The organism is Gordonibacter urolithinfaciens, from assembly GCF_900199375.1.
Lineage (GTDB): Bacteria > Actinomycetota > Coriobacteriia > Coriobacteriales > Eggerthellaceae > Gordonibacter > Gordonibacter urolithinfaciens.
On record NZ_LT900217.1, the window covers coordinates 1,115,815 to 1,136,538 of the forward strand.

General features: G+C 66.5%; 18 protein-coding genes. 11 read left to right on the plus strand and 7 right to left on the minus strand.

The genetic code is table 11. From position 1 onward, the window contains the following. The first annotated feature begins 186 nt into the window (after positions 1-186). Together BN3560_RS04915 and BN3560_RS04920 are read left to right on the plus strand one after the other, a co-directional pair. Positions 187-495 carry a type II toxin-antitoxin system Phd/YefM family antitoxin gene (locus tag BN3560_RS04915; protein ID WP_096227222.1) on the plus strand — a complete coding sequence of 103 codons (309 nt, stop codon included), beginning with the start codon at positions 187-189 and terminating at the stop codon, positions 493-495. Further along, positions 482-802, plus strand: a complete 321-nt coding sequence (locus tag BN3560_RS04920; protein WP_096227223.1) for a type II toxin-antitoxin system RelE/ParE family toxin — start codon at positions 482-484, stop codon at positions 800-802. Before BN3560_RS04915 ends, BN3560_RS04920 begins: the two co-directional genes overlap by 14 nt. A 45-nt stretch (positions 803-847) precedes the next feature. On the opposite strand, the gene BN3560_RS04925 is transcribed toward BN3560_RS04920, so the two are convergent. Beyond that, a complete protein-coding gene (locus tag BN3560_RS04925) occupies positions 848-1,657 on the minus strand; it encodes a MerR family transcriptional regulator (protein ID WP_096227224.1) in 810 nt (269 codons plus the stop codon). A 490-nt stretch (positions 1,658-2,147) separates the two neighbouring features. On the opposite strand from BN3560_RS04925, the gene BN3560_RS04930 reads away from it, so the two are divergent. Further along, positions 2,148-3,023 carry a C39 family peptidase gene (locus BN3560_RS04930; protein WP_096227225.1) on the plus strand — a complete coding sequence of 292 codons (876 nt, stop codon included), beginning with the start codon at positions 2,148-2,150 and terminating at the stop codon, positions 3,021-3,023. Between the two features lie 61 nt (positions 3,024-3,084). Here the strand turns inward: BN3560_RS04930 and aguA are convergent, their stop codons facing one another. The 3 genes from aguA to ptcA form a co-directional block, all read right to left on the minus strand. Then, positions 3,085-4,200 carry an agmatine deiminase gene (gene aguA, locus BN3560_RS04935; protein WP_096227226.1) on the minus strand — a complete coding sequence of 372 codons (1,116 nt, stop codon included), beginning with the start codon at positions 4,198-4,200 and terminating at the stop codon, positions 3,085-3,087. A 161-nt stretch (positions 4,201-4,361) separates the two neighbouring features. Further along, positions 4,362-5,864 (minus strand): APC family permease, encoded by a 1,503-nt coding sequence (locus BN3560_RS04940; protein ID WP_096227227.1) that lies wholly within the window; start codon positions 5,862-5,864, stop codon positions 4,362-4,364. Between the two features lie 171 nt (positions 5,865-6,035). Further along, positions 6,036-7,067 carry a putrescine carbamoyltransferase gene (gene ptcA, locus BN3560_RS04945; protein WP_096227228.1) on the minus strand — a complete coding sequence of 344 codons (1,032 nt, stop codon included), beginning with the start codon at positions 7,065-7,067 and terminating at the stop codon, positions 6,036-6,038. Between the two features lie 324 nt (positions 7,068-7,391). Here ptcA and BN3560_RS04950 point away from each other — a divergent pair, with 324 nt between their 5' ends. The 8 genes from BN3560_RS04950 (at position 7,392) to BN3560_RS04985 (ending at position 18,133) form a co-directional block, all read left to right on the plus strand. Beyond that, positions 7,392-8,051, plus strand: a complete 660-nt coding sequence (locus BN3560_RS04950; RefSeq protein WP_096227229.1) for a GNAT family N-acetyltransferase — start codon at positions 7,392-7,394, stop codon at positions 8,049-8,051. A 15-nt stretch (positions 8,052-8,066) separates the two neighbouring features. Continuing rightward, entirely contained in the window at positions 8,067-8,906 is an 840-nt protein-coding gene (locus BN3560_RS04955) for a MerR family transcriptional regulator (RefSeq protein WP_096227230.1), read from the plus strand. Positions 8,907-9,395: 489 nt separating this feature from the next. Continuing rightward, on the plus strand, positions 9,396-10,682 hold the full coding sequence (locus BN3560_RS04960; RefSeq protein ID WP_096227231.1) for an MFS transporter: 1,287 nt from the start codon (positions 9,396-9,398) through the stop codon (positions 10,680-10,682). Between the two features lie 171 nt (positions 10,683-10,853). Next, positions 10,854-12,185, plus strand: coding sequence for an SDR family NAD(P)-dependent oxidoreductase (locus BN3560_RS14675; RefSeq protein ID WP_231897345.1), 1,332 nt, complete (start codon positions 10,854-10,856; stop codon positions 12,183-12,185). A gap of 233 nt (positions 12,186-12,418) precedes the next feature. Then, positions 12,419-14,671 carry a molybdopterin-dependent oxidoreductase gene (locus BN3560_RS04970; protein WP_096227232.1) on the plus strand — a complete coding sequence of 751 codons (2,253 nt, stop codon included), beginning with the start codon at positions 12,419-12,421 and terminating at the stop codon, positions 14,669-14,671. A gap of 3 nt (positions 14,672-14,674) precedes the next feature. After that, positions 14,675-15,019 (plus strand): 4Fe-4S dicluster domain-containing protein, encoded by a 345-nt coding sequence (locus tag BN3560_RS04975; protein ID WP_096227233.1) that lies wholly within the window; start codon positions 14,675-14,677, stop codon positions 15,017-15,019. A gap of 78 nt (positions 15,020-15,097) precedes the next feature. Continuing rightward, positions 15,098-16,327, plus strand: coding sequence for an MFS transporter (locus tag BN3560_RS04980; RefSeq protein WP_087191388.1), 1,230 nt, complete (start codon positions 15,098-15,100; stop codon positions 16,325-16,327). Positions 16,328-16,633: 306 nt separating this feature from the next. Beyond that, on the plus strand, positions 16,634-18,133 hold the full coding sequence (locus BN3560_RS04985) for a helix-turn-helix transcriptional regulator (protein WP_157780545.1): 1,500 nt from the start codon (positions 16,634-16,636) through the stop codon (positions 18,131-18,133). 78 nt (positions 18,134-18,211) lie between these two features. Here the strand turns inward: BN3560_RS04985 and BN3560_RS04990 are convergent, their stop codons facing one another. The 3 genes from BN3560_RS04990 to BN3560_RS05000 form a co-directional block, all read right to left on the minus strand. After that, on the minus strand, positions 18,212-19,102 hold the full coding sequence (locus BN3560_RS04990; protein WP_096227235.1) for a histidine phosphatase family protein: 891 nt from the start codon (positions 19,100-19,102) through the stop codon (positions 18,212-18,214). After that, complete coding sequence (locus BN3560_RS04995; protein WP_087191384.1) at positions 19,099-19,566, minus strand: YbaK/EbsC family protein; 468 nt, start codon at positions 19,564-19,566, stop codon at positions 19,099-19,101. The genes BN3560_RS04990 and BN3560_RS04995 overlap by 4 nt, the downstream gene beginning before the upstream one ends. Positions 19,567-19,941: 375 nt before the next feature. Then, on the minus strand, positions 19,942-20,718 hold the full coding sequence (locus tag BN3560_RS05000; RefSeq protein ID WP_096227236.1) for an amino acid ABC transporter ATP-binding protein: 777 nt from the start codon (positions 20,716-20,718) through the stop codon (positions 19,942-19,944). Between the last annotated feature and the right edge of the window lie 6 nt (positions 20,719-20,724).

A 20,724-nucleotide genomic window follows, 5' to 3' on the forward strand; every position in this document is an offset into this window, starting at 1 on the left:
GGGCGGGGCGCCGACCGGCAGGGTGGTGGACTCTTTCGCAGGGGGTCAAGCTGCGTGCTCTGCGTCACTGGGGAGCGGGTTGCGGGCTGTTCGGGTGGGGGGTCCACCGGTAAGACGATGCGTGCTTGCTGGCAGTCTTTTATTATGTTATAAATAAGTTACTTATTTATAACAAGGAGGACGTCCATGAGCATGCAGGCTGCACTGCCTCAGATACGGCCCATCAGCGACTTGCGAACACGGTTGAACGATATCGAGAGTCTGGCGCGCGAGACGCGCGAGCCCATCATCATGACGAAAAACGGCGCGGCCTCGCTCGTCGTCATCGACAGCGAGGCCTACGACGAGCACTTGCGCCATGAGCGCGCCGTACGCAAGCTACGCGAAGCGGAGATCGAGGAGAAATATCGGCCGGCCGCCATTCCCTTCGACGAAGTGAAGACGCGCGTTGACAAGCTCATCGAATCGGCGGAGCAACTTCATGCGCGAGATTGAGTTCAGGCCGCGCGCAAGCGCCGACCTCGACGGCATTCTCGCTTACATCGCGCTCACGTTGAAGTCGCCGCAAGCTGCGCGCGACACCGCCAACGCGATCTTCGCCGCCATCGAGCGCGCGACCGAGATGCCGGAGCTCGGCCAGCCGTTCTTCGACGAGGACCTCGAGCATCCGGCCTACCGGCGCAAGCTCGTGAAGCGCTACTGGGTGTACTACACGTGCACGGACGACACGCTCACTGTGCGCCGCATCTTCCACACGACGCAGGACACCGACTGCTACGGGTTCGAGCTGCTCGACGACTAGAGCGCAAGCCGGGGCGCGGCGGCCGTTCCGCGCCCCGGCCACACGCTACCTCTTCTCGATGGGAACCTGGATCTCGGTGAGCCACTGGGACTCGTCGGCGCAGTTCCATATGCCGTCGATGTAACTCTCGCGGGCGAGGCCGGACGCGCGGTAGCCGTTCTGCTCGATCCAGTCCATGGCGAACGCGTAGGCGCGCGGCAGGTCGGCGTAGGAACCGCGGTGCATCACGGACGCAACGGTGACCGCCGGCGCCTCCTCGAACACGATGCCGTCCGACTCCACGCCGTACTCCTCCACGGCCTCGCTGTACTTGATGGTGATGTCGCGCTCCTTGTACTCGCCGTCGAGGTACGTGATGAAGCAGTACTCGGGCGTGGCGCACTTGAGGTTCGGGTTGGCCTCCTTCACGGCGCGGCCGAGGGCGGGAATCACCTCGAAGTACGCGGAGAAGTCGGGCACGGTCATGGTCTTGGAGAACACGATGCAGCTGGGCAGGTCCTTGATGGTGGCTTGATAGTTCATGGAAAACCCCTTTCCTTCGTCTGAGAGCATGAATGCGATACGCGCGAGGCGTTCCTGGCGCGCGGCGAGTTCCCGCTCGACGAGCTCACGGCGTCGTGCGAGGATGGGACGCGGGTCGGCGCCGCCCTCGATGGCGGCTACCTCGTCCACCGACAGGCCCGCCTGCCGCAGCGCCTGGATGCGGTGCAGGTCGACGAGCTGGGACGTGGTGTACAGGCGGTAGCCCGTCGCGCCGTCCACGGCAGCCGGGCGCAGAAGCCCGATGCGGTCGTAGTGGTGCAGCGTCTTGATGGTGGTCTTGCCCATCTTCGAGAACTCTCCGATGTAGAACATGGTTCTCACCTCCTTCTCATCGCATTCAACAGCCTCCTGCACGGGGAGGGTCAAGGGGTGTTTTCAAAAAATCTCGCACAGGATGCGAAGCAGCAGTCCCGATGCGACAACGCAAGGGTAGCAAACGCACCTCCCTTCTTGCGCGGGCCTATCGAAAATCTGGAGGTTATGCGGCAAGCAGAGAAACGACGCCGGGGGGAGTGCAAGATAGCGCGGGCTGCCCAAAGCGCGTGCGCAGGGCGGGCTGCACCTAGGGCGCACATGCAGGGCGGCTCGGGCCGCTCCTCGGGGCGCGCCCGCGCCTGATCCACGAAATTGAGGAGATTCCGCGGCCGGCGAAACAGTTCGGCTTCCTCGCGCGTGTTCTTGGTAACGGCTCGGTAACCGAGGAGCCGTGATGGTGCGCATGCAGGTTCGCCCGTTCTTTCAGCTTGCTTTCAAGTTCGGGCGCTAACCTCGGCACCAAAGGAAACCGCTCGAAGGGGCACCTATGCCGTACCGACCGACCCGTCGCCAGAATACCTTCCCCGGCACCACGCCGTACCGGCGCCGCCCCTGCGTCGAAGGCGCCCGCCGTTCCCGGCCGCTGTTCGCGCAGAGCCGCGTGGCGCGGGCGGGAAGCGTCCTGGCACGTTGCAAGGCGGCCCTCGCCTGCTTCGGCGCTGCGGCTCTCGTGCTGGCCCTTGCGCTCGCCCTGCCGCTCACGACCTCGCCTTCGGCGGCGGCCGACGTGGACCTCGAGGCGCGGGCCGCCGCCGAAGCCGCCCAGCTGCAGGCCGCCGCCGAGCTCCCGCGCAGCGCGTCCCTTGACGTGCCGGCCCTGCAGCAGTACCCCGAGCTCCCCACCGGCTGCGAGTCGGTAGCGCTCACGAACGCGCTTCTGGCCTGCGGCTTCGTCCTTCAGAAGACCGAGATGGCCCAGGAGTGGCTGCCCACGAGCGCCGACGACTTCGTGCACGCCTTCATGGGCGATCCCTCCTCCCCCAACGGGCACTCCTGCATGGCCCCCGCCATCGCGGACGCGGCGTCGGCCTACCTGGCCGCCCACGGGTCCAGCCTCGAGGCAACCGACCTGACAGGTGCGGCCTTCCGCGACGTGCTCGCCCAGGCGGCCGCCGGCAACCCCGTCGTCGTATGGTGCACCATTGGCCTGGACGAGCCCGGCGCGTGCTACCGCACCGCGCAGGAAGAAGGCCGCACGTACCGCCTTGTCACGAACAGCCATTGCGTGGTGGTGCGCGGCTACGACCTGGACGCCGGCACCGTGCTGGTCAGCGACTCCCTGGCCGGCCAGGTTTCCTATCCCCTGGCCACGTTCGCCGCCCGCTACTACGCCCTGGGCGCGCAGGCCGTGGTGCTGCGGTAAAGGCGCCGACCCCGCCTGTACGAGTCAGACGGGGTCGGCCGGGCGCTTCTAGCTGCGGAACCTACCTGCGGGCGGGCTCCTGCTGGGTGATGCAGTGGATGTTGCCGCCGCCGTAGGCTATCTCGCGGGTGGGCACCCCCACGATCTCGCGGTCGGGGAACATGGCCTGCACCTGCTCGCGGGCCAACTCATCGTACTCGTCGCCGTACTGCGGGAAGATGATGGCGCCGTTCACGATGAGGAAGTTCATGTACGAGGCGATGGCGTAATCGTCGGTCGTGCGCGGCAGCGTGCCCTCCACCACGTCGATGGCGTCCACCTCCTCCTGCGACATATAGGTGGGAACCTTCGGCATGGTGAGCTTGTGCACCTTCAGCTGGCGGCCCTTCGCGTCGGTGGCCTGCGACAGCGTGTCGTAGGCGGCATGGGCGGCCTCGTAGAACGGGTTGTCCTCGTCGTCGGTCCAGATGCAGGCCACCTCGCCGGGGCGGACGAAGCACGCCACGTCGTCGATGTGGCCGTTCGTCTCGTCGGGGTCGATGCCGTCCTTGATCCAGATGATCTTCTCCACGTTCAGGTACTCGCGCAGATAGCCCTCGATGTCCTCCTTCGAGAGCTCCGGGTTGCGGCCCGGCGACAGCAGGCACATCTCCGTGGTCATGACGGTGCCCTCGCCGTCCACGTGGATGGAGCCGCCCTCCAGCACGAACGTGTCGGGGCGGTAGCGCACGGCGCGCGCGAGGTCGGCCACCTTCACGCCCACCAGCGCGTCCTGGTCCCAGGGGAAGTAAAGGCCGTCGTACAGGCCGCCCCAGGCATTGAAGTGCCAGTGCACCGCGCGCACGTCGCCGTCGTCGTTTTTCACGAACGTGGGGCCGCAGTCGCGGATCCACGAGTCGTCCGAGGTCATCTCGATGACCATGACGTTGTCATCCTCGGACATCTCGAAGCGGGCGGCCTCGTAGTCCTCGGGCTTCGCACCGATGATCACGGGCTCGAAGCGGGCGATGGCGCGCGCCACCTCGGCGAACGCCTTCTGCGCGGGCTTTGCGCCGTCGCGCCAGTTGTCGGGACGGTGCGGCCAGAGCATCCAGATGCGCTCCTGCGGCTCGAACTCGCCGGGCATGCGGTAGCCGTCCTGCCTCGGGGTGGACTGCTCTTCGTAAATGGTTTCCATAGGTCAGGTCCTTTCGAACGTCGTTACAACATAGCAGGTGCGGGGCGGGGCGCCACACCCAGGCGAGAGCCGCGCCTTGGGAGCCGCGTCCCTCGCCGAGGCAGGGCGCCCGCGCGAGTGGCGTGCGCCTGCGCGGCGGAGCGCCCCGCAAGGCCGGCGCGCTACACCAGATCGCGCGGCTCGCGGCCGATGAGCATGTCCTCCTCCATGGCGACCTCCTCGGAGGGGGGCTCCTCCTCGAAGCCGTGCGCCACGTCGTAGGCGAACGGATCGCCGTGCGTGCCCATGCCGCCGTAGTGGTCGTCGCGCCCGCGGGCCGACCACACGCGCACGATCTCGCCGAGGATGACGAACGCTATCACGCCGATGAGCATGGGTATCTTCGACATCTCGGCCTCGGAGCCGTTCAGCGGCACGATGGTGGCGATGATGGACAGCACGAGCAGCACCACGGGCAGCCACGTTACCACCAGCAGCACGCCGCGCCCGCCCGGCACCTTGAACACGCGGTTCGCGGCCGGATCGACCGAGCGCAGCTTCAAAAACGCCGGGAACATGGGAATGTAGCTGATCAGCAGGAACACGATGTTCATGGAGAAGAAGATCCAGAAGAAGCCGTCGAAGCCGGCCAGCTCCATCACGGGCGACAGCAGCACGAGCACGCTGGCCACGATGCCGTTGACGATGGCCGCGCCGGTGGGCATCTGGTTCTTCTTGCTCTCGTGCGCGAACACATGCGGCATGTTCTGCTTGCGTGCGGCGTGCTCGGCCACGAAGTTCACGCCGAACGACCAGCTGACCATGTTGCCGAACAGCGTGATGAGGAACACGATGCCCACCACGACGAACAGCACGCTGCCCACGCCGGCCATGATGCCCACCGCGTCCATGATGCCGGAGTCGAGCGAGATGTCGAGCGCCGGGATGGCCGCCGCGATGCCGAACGAGCTGAACAGGTACAGCGCCGCGATGGCAATGCCGCCGGCGATGATGGCCTTCGGAATCTGCTTGCTGGGGTTCTCCATGGAGCCCACGTAGGTGGTTATGACCTCGAAGCCCATGAAGTTGAACAGGATGATGGACAGGTACGTGAGGCTGTTCGAGTCGAGCGACGGCAGGAACGTGGCCGGCGCCATGTCGTTCGCGAAGCCGTAGTTCACGGCGTACCAGATGCCCAAGCCGCCCACCACCACGGCGATGCCCACCTTGAGCACGGCCGCCAGGTTGAGGATCCACGCCGAGTCCGACACCTTCGAGAAGCTGAGGAACACGACGATCCAGATGAACGCCAGCTCTATGACGAGCGACGGCACCAGCCCTATCTCCATGCCCGTGATCATGGCGATGGTCTCGGGGAAGAGGAACGCGAGCGAGGCCATCCACAGCGGGAAGTTGATCCAGTAGTACCAGCTCACGCGGCTGCCCCATTTGTCGCCGAACGCACGGCGCACCCAGTCGTACAGACCGCCCTCGTCGTCGTAGGTGGTGCCGAGCTCGCTCACCACCAGGCCGTACGGCAGCAGGAATGCGACAATGAGGAATATCCACCAGAAGAACTGCGAGTTGCCGATAGCGGCGGCCGGCGCCGCCGCCTCCGCCACGAACACGACCGTGATGACCGACAGGATCGCGTCGATAAGGCGGAATTTCTTGTTCTTTGCCATAGGTTTCCTTCTTTCACGCACAGGTTTGCGTAGTCAGTCAGCGAGGGCAGCCGCGATGCTTCAGATTCGTGGAATGGCGCGGGCGGCGCGTGCTTCGGTACGCGAGCCCGCGTCATCGCGCGAGGATCGGGCGCCGCGGCTGCCCGCAGCATCGACTCGTTCCGAGGGCCGTCAGGCCGTCGGAACCCCTTGCTTCCCAAGGCCCTCCAGCAGGTAGTTCAGCTGCTCGCGAGCGTCATCGGCCTCGGGTTCGTCGACCTTCGCCTGCGGGCAGAACCACGCCAGCAGGCCGCGGATGGAGTGCTTGCGGTTCTCGGCCTCGTCCCAGCAGATGGACTGCGCACCGTCGATGACCTCGTCGGTGACCTCCTCGCCGCGCGAGGCGGGCAGGCAGTGCATGAACTTGGCGTCCGGGGCGGCCATCGCCATGAGCTCTTCGGTCACCTGGTACGTCGGGTAGAAGATGGCCATGCGCTCGTCCTTCGACAGCTCCTTGTCGTACAGGCCGTACCACACGTCGGTGTACACGAAGTCGGCGTCCTTCATGGCCTCCTCGCGGTTGTCGGTGACGGTGACGCTGCCGCCGGACTCCTCGCAGTTCTTGCGGCCGATCTCAAGCAGGTCCTCGCGGATCTGGTGCCCCTCGGGGCCGTACTGCACGAAGTCCATGCCCATCTTCGAGCAGATGAACATCTCGGACACGCACACCTGGGTGGCGTCGCCCACGAACACCATCTTGCAGTTCTCGATGCGCTTGCCCTCGGGCAAGTGCTCGATCATGGTGAGGAGGTCGCCCATCTCCTGTGTGGGGTGGTTGTAGTCGGACATGCCGTTGATCACAGGCACCTGCGAGTACTTCGCCAGCTCGACGAGGTCCTCGTGACGGTCGACACGCGCCATGATGACGTCGAGGAGGCGCCCCATCACGCGCGCGGAGTCCTCGATGGTCTCGTGGCCGCCCAGCTGGATGGTACCGGGCGCGTAGAACTGCGCATCGCCGCCGAGGTCGGCCATGGCGCCCTCGAACGACAGGCGCGTGCGGGTTGACACCTGCTGGAAGATCATGCCGAGCGCCTTGTGCCTCAACAGTTCGGGAAAGTAGCCGGCCTTCACGCAGCGCTTGAGCACGCGGGAAAGCTCTATCATGTCGAGCAGCTGGTCCTTGGTGAAATCGTTGGTGTCGAGAAAATCTTTGGCAGTCATAGCGACGGGCCTCCTTCAAGCCGAATGGTCTAGAGAGAACGGGAACGATTCTGCCGGACGGCGCACCGCCTCCCGGGGAGCCAGCCCCGTTTGCAACACCGCCGTTGCCGCGCAATCAACCAACCGTTGCGCAGGCGGGAACGCGCGCAAAGCGCGACGTCGGATGGGCGGTCGGTCCGACAAAAGAAGCGGTGCTGCCGGATTGCAGCACGGCCGCGCCATGGGTGTCGGTATGGAGGCGCTGTGCAGCGCGGCTCGACAGGGACGGGAAGTCATGCGAGAATCGAGGGCGAACCGAAACCGAATCGCGACAAAGGATCGATCATGAACCTGCCCGGACTCGACACCCTGCGCCCCGAGCAAACCGACGAGCTTGACGCCCTCGCCCAGATGGTGGGCACGTGCTTCCTCGAGGAGATGTGGTACGTCACCTGGCTCGACGTGCCCGGCATGAGCGATGAGCGCAAGCTGGCCGTCACGCAAGCCGCCATCCGGTCGGACTATGCCGTCACCGCGCCGTACCAGTGCGTCTATGCGCTGCCCGACCATGCAGGGGCCGCGAACGTCTACCTGCGCAGCGAGCTTCCCGAAGGCGGCTGGGAGCGGCTGGAGGGGAAGTCGGCGCTGCTCATGGCCGCCACGCTCACGCCTGAGGAAGGTGCGGTCCTCGGGCCGCGCGCCGAAGCGATGGACCTCGCCTCCTCCACCAGCTGGCCGCTCGAGCGCGCACGGGCCGACGAGGATTTCATCTACTTCATCTCGGCCGGCGTCGATCCTGCCCGCCGCGGCACGGGCGCGTTCCGCCGCCTGTTCACGCCGTTTCTGGACGAGGCCGATCGGCGCGGCTTGCGCTGCTACCTCGATTGCTACACCGACCGCCTCGAGCAGATCTACGGCCACTTCGGCTTCGAGACGGTCGAGCGCCGAGGCGCGCCGGGATTCGACCTGGTGGAGCGCTGCATGGTGCGCGCGCCGCGCCCATAGCCGGGGGGGCGTCCTGTGAAGTCGAGCGAGATTGCGAAGCTGGCCGGTTGCACGGTGCGCACGCTGCGCCACTACCACGCCATCGGCCTTCTGCCCGAGCCGCCGCGCGGTCAGAACGGCTACCGCGACTACGGCGCGGAGGACCTCGCGCGCGTGCTGCGCGTGAAACGGCTCGCGTCGCTCGGGTTCTCGCTCGACCGCATCGGCGAGGTGCTCGAGCAGATGGACGCGAGCCCCGCCCACGCGGCCGGCGCGGGTGCCGACGACGCCCTCGACGAGCTCGACCGCGAGCTGGCCGCCCAGATCGAGCGCCTAGAGGAGCAGCGCCGCACGATCGCGCTGCTGAAGGCCGAGCGGCTCGACCCCGACCTACCGGTGCGGTTCGCGCAAGCGGTGCGGACGCTCATCGACTACAAAGAGGGAGCCATCACCAGCGGCGAGCGCGAAGCCCTGCTCATCACGGGGCATCTCTACACCGAGTCCGACACCGCCGAGCTCGAGCGCGTGATGGAGAAAATCCACCAACTCGGCTTGTTCGGGGAGATGAAGGCGATGAGCGATCGGTTCGACAAGCTGCCCGCCGATACGCCACGCGAGGAGCTCGACCAGCTCGTCGAGGAAGCGCTGGATATGATCGGCCCGTTCATCGACTGCCTCGATTCCGCCAACTGGGAAGACGTGACCAATCCGGAAGACATCGAGCTGGAACGCTTCGTCGACGAGCTTATGCGCAAGGGTCTGAACCCCGCTCAACTCTATGCGGAAGATCGCCTGGAAGAGGAGATGAAATCCCGCATCCTCGCCCGCAAAGAAGGCCAACGGTCCCACGTGCTGAAAAGCGACCCTTTACTGTAAAGGGTCGCTTTAACGGCAAAGGGCGCCTACCCACAATTGGACTCCGGCCGGACGCGGTTCTTCGCGTTTTCGGGGTCTCGGATGCACAGAAATCACCGCGGTGAAGCTCGCAAGGAGCGTTTGCCCATCCTTGCCTTTCCCGACCAGGGGAAACGCTCTTGCGAAAGCCGCGAGTGCACGCGCGGGAGCACTGAAACCCGCCAAAACGCTTCACAGCGGTGATTACTGTGACTCGGAGAGGGGCTTTCGACGAAGGGCCGTCCTCGGCGATCGTCATCGGGGGAGCGGGCGTCATCCCACGGGCGAAGATGGCGAAGCCGCACGGGATCTTTCGATTCGCTAACGACAGCCTCAAGGTGTTCCCCGTAGGCGAGTCTTCGTTCGCTCGCAAGCGCGGACCTCCCTCATAATTCCACCACAGCTCGCTTGACCCCGACGCAACGTCGTAGTTTTTACTTCCTTTCTGACGGAAACGGAAAGGAACCTCCCATGCACACGAACCCGCACCCGACCCGCATCGCGCCGCGCTTTTTGGCATCGAACGCGCTCTCGCTCCTCGGCAACTCCATCGCCGCGGTGGCGCTGCCGCTCATCCTGCTGGCCACCACCGGCGACGCGCTGGCCGCCGGCGCGCTCGCGCTCATCTGCGCCGTGCCGCAGATGGTCATCGGTATCGTGGGCGGCGCGGCCCTCGATCGCTTCAACCGTCGCGACATCTCCATCCTGTCCGACCTCGTCTCTGCGGCGAGCGTCGCGCTCATCCCCGTGGTCGATATGCTGTGGGGCCTCAACTTCGGCTGGTTCGTGGCGCTCGGCCTGCTGGGAGCCATCGGCGACATCCCCGGCATGACGGCGCGCGACGCCCTGCTGCCCGCCGTGGTGGCCCGCGACAAGGCCGACCTGCAGCGTTTCATGGGCCTCACCCAGTCGCTCGACTCGCTCACCACCATCGTGGGGCCGGCCGTCGCGGCGTTCCTCATCGGCACGGTGGGCGGCGTGACGTCGCTGTGGTTCACGGCCGCACTGTCGTTCGCAGCCGCCGTCGTCACCTGCACGGTGCCGCGCTCGGTGGGCGCGGAGGGCCTGCGTCGGGACGGAGGTGCGTCGGAGGGCCGCAGCGCCGTGGCGTCCGCGCTCGACGCCCTGCGCACCGGCGCGCGCGTGCTCTTCCGCACCGACGGCGTGCTCACGGCCTCCACGCTGCTCTCCTTCGGCATCATCATGGTGATGGGATCGTTCCAGGGGCTCGTGCTGCCGGTGCACTTCACCGAGCTCGGCCGGCCGGAGCTTCTGGGCTACGTGCTGTCGGCCATGTCGCTGGGCCTCTTGGCCAGCTCGCTCGGCTACGCCGCCCTCGCGCCGCGCCTCGCGCGCCGCACGTGGTACCTGCTCTCGCTCGCGGGCATGGCGGCCGGCGTGGCGGTGCTCGGCACGCTGCCCGACTTCCCCGTCATGCTGCTCGGCGCGGTGCTCCTGGGCGTGAGCGCCGGGCCCGCCTCGGCGCTCCTCGGGTTCTTCATGCTCGACCGCATCCCCGAGCAGGACCGCGGCAGCGCGCTCGGCACGCAGAACTCGCTCGTGATGGTAGCGGCGCCCATGGCCGTGTTCGCCACCTCGGCAGCTGTGACGGCCTTCGGCGAGGCGCCGGCCGCTTACGGCCTGGTGGCGTGCTGGTTCGTCATCACCGTGCTCGCCGTGGGCGCGAAGGGCATGCGGCGCCTCGACGAGGCGTCCCCTTCCGCAGCCGAGGCAGAGGCGCCCAGCGCGCAAGCCTGACCCGCGCACCGAGCATTTCGCGGCGGTGGCGCGCGCGTCGCGCCTTCGCAACGCCCAGCCGACGTCCGGAACGGACCGGCTGGGCGCTTTTATGATGCGAGGGCAAACGTCCGGACGCCGGGCAGGCCGCGGCATGCGGCTCCCGCCGCCCTGATCGAAAGGAGCACCACTATGTCCCAAACCGCTTTGGTAACCGGCGCGACGAGCGGCATCGGCGAATCCCTGTGCCTGCTGTTCGCCAGCGACGGATACGATCTCGTAACCGTAGCCCGCGACGAGGAGGCTCTCGAGAAGCAGGCCGAGGAGCTGCGCATCCTCGGCGTCGACGTGCTGCCCGTAGCCTGCGACCTGTCCGACCCGGATTCCGCGCGCACCATCTTCAAGCGCGTATGCAAGGCGGGCAAGGATATCGACATCCTTGTGAACGACGCGGGGTACAGCCCCGCCGGCCAGTTCTCGGACCTGCCAGTCGCGGACATCCGCGCCATGATCCAGGTGAGCGTCACGAGCCTGGCCGAGCTCACGCGCGTGTTCCTGCAGCCCATGCTCGAACGCGGCCACGGCCGCATCCTCAACATGAGCTCCATGATGGCGAAGACCCCCTGCCCCTACAACGCGCTCTACGGCGCCGCCAAGGTGTTCGTGCTGTCGTTCTCCACCGCGCTCGCCCGCGAGCTGCGTGGCACGGGCGTGAGCGTGACCACCGCCTGCCCCGGCGCCACGCGCACGAACTTCGCGAAGAACGCCGGGATCCAGAACGCGCCCGCTTGGAAGTACTTCTCCATGGACGCCGACGAGACGGCCATCCGCGTGTACCGTGCGCTCATGCGCGGCGAGCTGTGCGCCGTGACCGGCTGGTACAACAAGGTGGGGGCCGTCTCCGTGCGCTTCATGCCCATGGGCGTGCAGCTCTCCGCCGGCGAATGGCTCATGGGCAAGCGGAAGCACCCGCTTGACCACGAGGGAACCGAGGCTTCCGGCACACGCAACGGCAAGGGCAAGGAGCAGGGCGAAGGCAAGGACGGCCGCGATGGAAGCGACGGCAAGAAGAAGGCGGAGCAGCGGGAAGGCGGCGCATCCGGAAAGGGCGGCAAGCGCTACGAGCGCAAGCACCCGCTCGGACGCGACGGCAAGCGCGGCTTCTACCGCGGCGGCGATTCCGGAACCGACCACGAGCCCGAGCCATGGCCCGAGACGGCGCGCCCGCAGGATCCCTGCGGAGGAGGCCGCGGCTGGCGCGCGGCCACGCTCGGGTGCGCGATGTTCCGCCAGCACGGCTCGTCCGCAGCCCACGGAGCATCGGATGGGCGGCGCGAGCAAAACGGGCAGGGAGCGCAAGCGCGCCAAGGCCGCCAAGAGGCTCAGCAGGCGCAGGACCCGCAGCGCGGGCAGGCGCGCGGCAAGGGCTTCCATCCCGCCTCCGGACACCACCACGGCCCCACCCGCGACGGGCTGCCCGCGAGCCTCGGCCGCTTCGCCTGGCACGGCCCCTTCGCCAAGTAGACGCATCTGACCTGCACGTTCAAGAACATCTGCCCTCCTCATACCGATGGTATGAGGAGGGCAGACATACATAAATCACCTCTCGAAACCCCTCTTTACGCCCCGCACCCGATTTTCCGCCACGCGCCGCTGTGGGATGGTGTGCCCGAAGGCTTCGGCCTGGCGCATCCCGCCTCGGGCGGACGCCGAGCCCGAAGCCGCAGGCATGGGGAGACGGAAGGAGAGGGAGTGTGATGGCAGAGAAAAAAGACTACACCACCGTCGAGCACAAGAAGCCTTATCGCTACGAAGAAGACGGGCTCCACGTGACCAGGGGGTGCGGCTGGTCGGCACCGGGATGCCACCTGGGGTGCGGGGTCCTGCTGTACACCGATGACGACGGCAAGCTCGTCAAAGTGGAGGGAGATCCGGAGAACCCCTTCAACCAGGGACGCCTGTGCGTCCGCTGTCTCGACCTGCCCGAGGTCGTCTATTCCCCGGACCGCATCCTGCATCCCCTGAAGCGCGACCCCGAGAATCGCGGCAAGAACCAGTGGGAGCAAATAGGCTGGGACGAGGCGCTCGACGAGATCGCCGGGAAGATCCTTGCCGCCAAGGAGGAATACGGCCCGGAATCCGTGGCGTTCTACTCCGGCACCGGCCGTGACATCGGGCAGTACATCACGCGTTTGTGCTGGGGGTTCAACAGCCCCAACTTCGTGTTCATGATGTCGGGGCAGTCGTGCTATTCGCCCCGCGTCGCCGGCTGCTTCTCCACCTCGGGGTCGTTTTGGGTCGGCGACTACGCGCAGCAGTTCCCCGACCGCTACGACAACCCGCAGTGGGAGCGTCCCGACCTCATCGTCATATGGGGCAACAATCCCGTCGTCTCGAATTCCGACGGCCTGTACGGGCACTGGGTCGTGGACTGCATGAAGCGGGGCACGAAGGCCATCGTCGTCGATCCTCGCCTCACCTGGCTCGCCGCGCGGGCCGAGCTCTTCCTGCAGATCCGTCCCGGCACCGACGGCGCGCTGGCCCTCGGCATGGTGAACTACCTTGTGGAGAACAACCTGTACGACCGCGAGTTCGTGGACCTGTGGTGCTACGGCTTCGAGGAGCTGGCGGAACGCGCGCGGGACTACCCGCTTGACGAGGTCGCCGAGATCACGGAGATCCCGGCAGAGGAGATAGCCGCCGCAGCCCGTCGCATCGGAGCGGCCGAGCGGGCCATCCTCCAGTGGGGCGTGGCCATCGACCAGATCAAGGAAACCATCCCCACGGCGCAGGCCGTGCTCTCCCTGTTCGAGATTACCGGCAACATCGGCAAGCCCGGCACGATGCAGCAGCCTGCGAGCATCCTCAACTACGCCGCCGGCTGGGGCTCCGAGTTCCTCACGCCGGAGCAGGAGGCGAAGCGCATCGGACAGGAGGCCCACCCGCTCATCAAGATGGGCTTCCAGGAATGCGTGACCGACGACTACATCAGGTGCCTGGAAACGGGCGAACCCTATCCCATCAAGGTCGCCTGGATGCAGACCACCAACCCGCTGGCCTGCACCGGCGTCGATGCGAAGCGCACCCTCGCCGCGCATATGAACATCGACACCATCGTGTGCGTCGACCTGTTCATGACGCCGACGGCCATGGCGCTGGCCGACTACTTTCTGCCCGCCTGCACGTACGCGGAGCGCAACGGCCTGCGCATCGGCGATGGGGCGCAGCGCGCCGAGACCATCAACAAGGCCATAGAGCCCCTGGGCGAGTCGAGGTCCGACATGCAGATCACCCTGGACATCGGCAAGCGCATCTCGCCTGAAGCCTGGCCATGGGAAACCGTGGAGGATATGTACTCCGATATCCTGGAGGAGACGGGGCATTCCTTCGAGGAGATGCAGGAGCTGGCACCCGGCTACCCGCCGTTCGACTACCGCATGCACGAGAAGGGCCTGCTGCGCACCGACGGCAACCCCGGTTTCCAGACCGCAACCGGGCGCATCGAGCTGTGGAGCACCCTGTACAACTCCCTGGGCCTCGACCCGCTCCCCTCGTACGAGGAGCCCGTTCCCAGCCCCCGGTCGACACCGGAGCTCGCCGAGGAATACCCGCTCGTGCTCACCACGGGCGCCCGCGTTTGGAGCATGTTCCACTCGGAGCACCGCCAGATACCGCGCCTGCGCGCCCTTCATCCCGAGCCGCTCGTGTACGTCAACCCGAACACGGCTGCGCGGCACGGCGTGAAAGACGGGGACTGGGTGTGGCTGGAGAACCAGCACGGACGCTGCAAGCGCCAGGTCTGCGAGACCCCCATCGTGAACGAGCGCACCGTGAGCACCGACCACGCCTGGTGGCGCCCGGAGGCGCCCTGCGAGCTGGACGAGGGGCTCTACGACCTGTGGGACCTCACCGTGGAGAACCTCCTGCCCTACGACTGCGGCACCTCCGGCTTCGGCGCGAACTACAAGAACACCATCTGCAAGATGTATCCGGCAGGGGAAGGAGAATAGGCAATGGGAGCAAAAGGATTGCTCGTCGATTACGAGTGGTGCTCGGGCTGCCACACCTGCGAGGTGGCCTGCCAGCTTGAGCATGGCTACCCGAGCGACCAGTGGGGCATCAAGGTGCACGAGGTGGGCCCGTGGGAATACGCCCCGAAGACGTGGCAGTACAGCTATCTGCCCGCGCCCACCGACCAGTGCGACCTGTGCGCCGGCCGCGTTGCGAAGGGGCATGAGCCCACCTGCGTGAAGCATTGCCAGGCGCAGGTTCTGAAGTACGGGGACCTCGAGGACTTGGCAAAGGAGCTTGCCCGCAAGCCGAAGCAGACCCTGTTCTCCTGCGAGGCGGAGAACTAAACCAACGATGCTCGTGCCGGCGCCCGACACGAGGGGAAACGACCGCGAGGCGCCGGCACCATCAAGAAAGGGGACACAATGAGTAAGAAAAACCGGGCATGGATTCCCGTATGGGCCATCATCATAGCCAGCGTGCTCATCGCGTTCGAGTACGGCAAGGTGCCGCCCGCCGCACCCAACATGATGGAGGTGCTCGGCATCTCCTACACCACCCAGGGCCTCATGATGACGATGTTCTCCATCGCGGCCGTGGTCATGGCGCTGTTCGGCGGCGCGCTCATGGACCGCTTCGGCGCGCGCAAGGTGGTGAGCATCGCCCTGCTCGTCTCCATCGTGGGCAACGTCGCAGGCCTGTTCTGGACCAGCGACTTGGGAATTCTCGTAACCCGTGCGCTCGAGGGCTGCGGGTACGGAGCGGCCATGACCGCCGGACCGGGCATCATCGCCATGTGGTACGAGCCGAAGAAGCGCGGCCTCGCCAACGGCGTGTGGGGCGCGAACGTCGGCTTCGCCATGATGATCGTAACGCTTTCCGCCACCCCCATCATGGAGAACGGCAACTGGACCGGCATGTGGGTGTTCGGCCTCATCGGCGCCGTGCTGGCATTCCTGCTGGTGGTCGTATGCGTGAAGGCCCCCGCCGAATCCGAGCGCAAGGATCTGGAGGAGTCTGCCGGCGTCAAGGAAGATCCCGAGAAGCACGGGGTCCTGTGGGGCTACCTTGCACCGCTGTCCCTCCTAAGCGCCGTCATGTTCTTCCTCGTCGGCGGTTCGACCGACGCGTTCAACTCCTTCACCATCCCGTTCCTGAGCGTCGAGAACGGCTGGACCGAGGGCGCGGCGAACCTGTGCGCGACCATCGCGGCCGCCGGCATGCTGGTCGGCGGCACGGCCATGGGCCTGGTCCTCGCACGGACGAAGGACAAGGGCCTGCTGCTGTTCGTTGACATGCTAGTGTGCGCAATCGGCCTCTTCCTGTGGTTCAACCTGGACATCGGCGTGGTGGGAACGTACGTCATCGCCTTCGTCCTCGGGTGCTTCCTCGGGGCGGCCCCGACCGTCTTCTTCGCAATGGCCCCCGAAGTCGCGCGCTCGCCGAAGACGGTGGGCGCCGCAACCGCCGTCGTGGTGCTTGGACAGAACGGCGGCACGCTGGCGGTACCCGCGATCGTCGGCATGATCCTCGACAGCGCCGGCTACGGAGCGGCGGCTATGACCATGGGCGCGCTGTCCCTTGCGGCATGCGCGATCTGCCTTCTCGTGTTCCGCCGCATCTACAATAAGAGCATCCGCAGCACGCGCGAATAGCGACAGGCCGCATACGCACGTTAAAACGGTGGGCGTCGGTTTCGGCCGGCGCCCACCTCGAGGATTCGAGATGGGGTACCGTTGTGAGGGAACATTGCTTTCCGTGCCGTAACTGCGGGAAATGCCATCCCCCTTACCGCCAGGGGTTGTGCCCTGTTTGCCTGGGCATGAGCAGGAGCGGTGCGAAGACCTGCGAAATCTGCGGCTTCGTATTCCCCGAACCGCCGGGAGTGAAAGGAGGCTTGGGCAGCCTTCGCCGCACTGCGCAGCATGACGAGGTTTAGCCGAGACCACAGGAGAAGACCGTTGACTGCTCAAGAGAGGCAACTGCTCCCCGCTACCAAGAGCGCCGCGCCGGCCGAGGGCGACGCCCGCGACCTGCTCATCGGCAACAGCTCGAGACGCGTGATCTTGGGCATCGTCGCGCTGGCCGCCTACTGGGCCTGGATCTTCTCGATATTCCACGCGAACGTGCTGAACCCGTTCGCCACGGCGGATTTCAGCGCCTACCTTCTGCTCTGCGTGATCGTTGCGGGTGCCTCTGCGCTCAGCATGGTCGTCTTCGCTTTGGCCGGCTGGTACCTGCAGCACGTGGTCGACCGCCTTTGGTTCGGAATCGGCGTCGCCCTGCTGTCGATTTTGGCGGAGGTTCCGGCATTTCTGGGGCAGATGGGAAGCGAGCTCGGTTTCCTGCAGGCAGGCGTGCTCTTCGCCCTCGGGGGGCTTGCGTCCTCGTTCGTCTATCTGAAGACCGGTCCCTTCTTCGTATGGCTGCGGCGCGCCAAGCTCATGCGCAGCATTGCGCTCGCATTCCTGCTGGCCTCGCTTTTGTATGTTCTGCCGCTGTTCATGGACCCCGTCGTGGGCATCGTCATGATAGCCTCCTTCCCTGCCGTCTCCGTCGCGTGCTCGCACTTGGCGGGCAAGGGCATCGGCCCTAAACGGCTCGAAGATGCCGCGTCCTACCGAGCCTACCTCGAGGCGGTACTCGATCGGTTCCGGGAGTTCGTCCCCACGTTGCCGCGCACCCTCCTGTACACGCTCGTATTCGGCGTGACCTCCTATACCGTGCTCAGCCTTGCCGTGGGGAACGGGCTGGTGGTGGTGATTGCCGCCTCGATCGCCGTATCGTCTTTGGCGTTCGCGGTGTACGTGCTGTCGAAGAAGGTGGAGGCCGACTCCGACCTGTACCGCATGCTCCTGCTTCCGCTCATCGCCCTGGCGGTGCTGCCGTTTCCCTACGTGCCGGAGATGCTGAAGGTCTTCTTCCTGGCGCTGATCATCTTCGGGTTCACCTGCTACGATGCCATTACCTGGGGCGATTTGGCCGACGAGATAAGCGACCGCCAGCTGCCCGTGTACGCGTCGTACGCGCCTCCCACCATCGGCAATTTCGCGGGTATCTTCATCGGGTGGTCGGTCGGGGCGCTGCTGTACGCCGGGCTGGGAAAGGCGGGGTTCGACACCGGGTACGCCATCTTCTCTATCATCATCGTGATCGCCCTGGTCATGCTGCTGGTGTGGGACCTCGTGAAAAGCCGCAAGGAGGAGTCCGGCGAGCCGCAGGCGGACGCGTTTTTGGACAAGTGGAAGGCAGCGTGCGCCGAGATTGCGGAGGCGTACGAGCTGACCAACCAGGAGACGCGGATCCACACGATGCTGGCGCGCGGGCGAAACCAGCACTATATTGCGGAAGAGCTGGTCATATCGCCGCACACCATAAAGACCCACACCTACCATATCTACAAGAAGCTGGACGTGCATTCGCAGCAGGAATTGATCGACATGGTGGAGGCCAAGCTGTAAGGGGCACGGGGTGAGGCAGGGGGACGGGGATGACGTCTCATTCGCGAGCGAATGAGACGTCATCCCCGTCCCCCTGCCTCACCGCTGCCAGTCCGTGGAGCCTATCTCGGCCAGGGAGAACGCATGGCCGTCGTAGCCGATGCGCGTGACGCTGGCGTTGGGGATCTTCGCCGGGTCGTTCACGCGGGCAGGATCCAGCAGGTACACCAGCGTGCGCACCACGAACGAGTGCGTGACCACGAGCGCGTTGCCGCCGCCGGCCAAGCGCACGGCCTCGCCGGCCTCGGCGAAGAAGCCGGACAGGCGGCGCTCGATGGCGTCGAAGCGCTCGGCGCGCCCCGACGTGTCGGCGCGCGCGAGTACGTCGGCCACCTCGGGCAGGCGGCGGTTATGCTCCTCGAAGCTCAATTCCGCGCCGAACCCGCCGGCAAGCGCCGCCCACAGCTGCTCGCCCGGCTCTCCCTCCAGGTCGCCGTAGCACCACTCGCGCAGGCGCGGATCGTGTGCCAGGGGAAACGGCGTCTCGACGCAGAGCAGGGGATGCAGCGCGCCGTACTCGATGGCCGACGAGGGGCCGTTCGGGACGCAGGTGGGCGGGAAGGTCTCGGGCGGTGCGTACGACTCGCCGCGCTGCGCGGCCCGCGCGCCCAGCAGCGCATCGAGCGTCTGCACGGCCCGCCCGCTGTCGCTGGAGAACGCGGCGGTGAAGTCGACGCCGGCCAGACCGCGGCCGAGTGCCTCGGCGGCGCGCACGCCCTCGTCCGTGAGCGGCGTGTCGCACCAACCCTGCACCTTGCCCATGACATTGAACAACGTCTGGCCGTGGCGCACCACGTAGAACGTCACGGGCGCCCCGTCCGCGCCGAAGCGGGCCGCAGGAAGCAGGCCGGCCGCACGGGGCGCAGATCTCCCGGCGGCGCCTTCCGCATGCCGCTCGTCGGCACGCGCGGCACCGTCCTGTCCCGTCATGGCAGCTTGCACACGTCGACCCACGTGCAGGGCTCGGCGCAGCGCTCGAGCTCGTCGGGCGAGAGGCGCACGGCGCTCGCCGCGCTGCCGGCCGCCGGGTACACCGTGTCGAAGCGGCGCAGCGACTCATCCAAGAACACGTCCACGCCCTCGTTCACCGCGAACGGGCACACCCCGCCCACGCCGTGGCCGATGAGCGGCTCGGCCTCGTCGGCGGCGAGCATCTTCGCCTTGCACCCGAACTGCGCCTTGTACTTGGGGTTGTCGATGCGCGCGTCGCCCGCGGCCACCACGAGCGCGACGCGGTCGCCCACATGGAACGACAGCGTCTTCGCGATGCGCGCCGGCTCGCACCCCACGGCCTGCGCGGCCAGCTCGACGGTGGCGCTCGACGTCTCGAACTCGAGCACGCGTGCCTCCATGCCCCGCTCGCGCAAATACGCCTTCACCCTGTCGATAGCCATCGTCTCTCCCCGCTTTCCGGATAGGTTACGCCACCAGTATAGCGCGGCATCCCGCAATGCGGCGAAGGGCGCGCCCGTGAATCGGCAGCGCGCCGCTCCGCCGGTGCCCAATCGCCTCTACTCTGCCCTCGTTTCGCGCTGTGGACAAAAAGCCCGAGTTTTCTTTATCCTGATGCGTAGATGATCGATCCGCCAAGTTTATCATCAGGTGTTATGCAGACGCTGAACGCGCGCTTCCCCGATTCCCGTCCGAAATCTTGAGAATACTCCCCGTTTCTGCCCATGACCCTTTCAATCATAGGCAATAAGCGGGGAGCCTCATCTCCCGACGCTCGAACCTCGAAGCCGCCGTCGCGCCACGGGGCGAGAGAGCCCCTACTCCCCTTCGTACTTCGCCAGGAACGCACGGGTGCGCTGGTGCCGAGGGCTGTTGATGACCTGCTCGGCGGGACCCTCCTCCACTATCACGCCGCCGTCCATGAACACGATGTGGTCGGCTACGTCGCGCGCGAAGCTCATCTCGTGCGTCACGATCACCATGGTCATGCGCTCGGCGGCCAAATCGCGGATGACCTTCAGCACGTCCTTGGTGAGCTCCGGGTCGAGCGCGCTCGTGGGCTCGTCGAAGAACAGGACGTCGGGGTCGAGCGCGAGCGCGCGGGCGATGGCCACGCGCTGCTGCATGCCGCCCGACAGCTCGCAGGGCACCTTGTTCTCCGTGCCCGCCAGCCCCATCTTCGCCAGCAGGGCGCGCGCATGCTCCATGACCTCGTCTTTCGGGCGCCGCTGCACGTGCAGCGGCGCGTCGGTCACGTTCTTCAGCACCGTGTAGTGCGGGAACAGGTTGAAGTTCTGGAACACCAGGCCGAAGCGCGTCTTGGCCTCCTTGAGCGCGGCCTTGCCCGCGTAGACGGCGCGGCCGTCCGCGTCCTCCTCGGCCACCACCAGGTCGCCGTAGGCCAGGCGCCCGCCGTCCAGCGTCTCCAGCAGCGTGCAGCAGCGCAGAAGCGTGGACTTGCCGCCGCCCGACGGCCCGATCACGGCCACGACCTCGCCCCGGCGCACCGAGAGCGAGATATCCTTCAGCACCGGCGTGCCGCCGAAGCTCTTCCTCGCGTGCTCCAAGAGCACGAGCGGCTGTTCGCTTGTCACAACTTC

Excerpts from the sequence above, each read along its gene's own strand:
- BN3560_RS04915 (WP_096227222.1), top strand. The coding sequence starts at position 187 with ATGAGCATGCAGGCTGCACTGCCTCAGATACGGCCCATCAGCGACTTG.
- BN3560_RS04920 (WP_096227223.1), top strand. The coding sequence starts at position 482 with ATGCGCGAGATTGAGTTCAGGCCGCGCGCAAGCGCCGACCTCGACGGC.
- BN3560_RS04925 (WP_096227224.1), bottom strand. The coding sequence starts at position 1,657 with ATGTTCTACATCGGAGAGTTCTCGAAGATGGGCAAGACCACCATCAAG.
- BN3560_RS04930 (WP_096227225.1), top strand. The coding sequence starts at position 2,148 with ATGCCGTACCGACCGACCCGTCGCCAGAATACCTTCCCCGGCACCACG.
- aguA (WP_096227226.1), bottom strand. The coding sequence starts at position 4,200 with ATGGAAACCATTTACGAAGAGCAGTCCACCCCGAGGCAGGACGGCTAC.
- BN3560_RS04940 (WP_096227227.1), bottom strand. The coding sequence starts at position 5,864 with ATGGCAAAGAACAAGAAATTCCGCCTTATCGACGCGATCCTGTCGGTC.
- ptcA (WP_096227228.1), bottom strand. The coding sequence starts at position 7,067 with ATGACTGCCAAAGATTTTCTCGACACCAACGATTTCACCAAGGACCAG.
- BN3560_RS04950 (WP_096227229.1), top strand. The coding sequence starts at position 7,392 with ATGAACCTGCCCGGACTCGACACCCTGCGCCCCGAGCAAACCGACGAG.
- BN3560_RS04960 (WP_096227231.1), top strand. The coding sequence starts at position 9,396 with ATGCACACGAACCCGCACCCGACCCGCATCGCGCCGCGCTTTTTGGCA.
- BN3560_RS14675 (WP_231897345.1), top strand. The coding sequence starts at position 10,854 with ATGTCCCAAACCGCTTTGGTAACCGGCGCGACGAGCGGCATCGGCGAA.
- BN3560_RS04970 (WP_096227232.1), top strand. The coding sequence starts at position 12,419 with ATGGCAGAGAAAAAAGACTACACCACCGTCGAGCACAAGAAGCCTTAT.
- BN3560_RS04975 (WP_096227233.1), top strand. The coding sequence starts at position 14,675 with ATGGGAGCAAAAGGATTGCTCGTCGATTACGAGTGGTGCTCGGGCTGC.
- BN3560_RS04980 (WP_087191388.1), top strand. The coding sequence starts at position 15,098 with ATGAGTAAGAAAAACCGGGCATGGATTCCCGTATGGGCCATCATCATA.
- BN3560_RS04990 (WP_096227235.1), bottom strand. The coding sequence starts at position 19,102 with ATGACGGGACAGGACGGTGCCGCGCGTGCCGACGAGCGGCATGCGGAA.
- BN3560_RS04995 (WP_087191384.1), bottom strand. The coding sequence starts at position 19,566 with ATGGCTATCGACAGGGTGAAGGCGTATTTGCGCGAGCGGGGCATGGAG.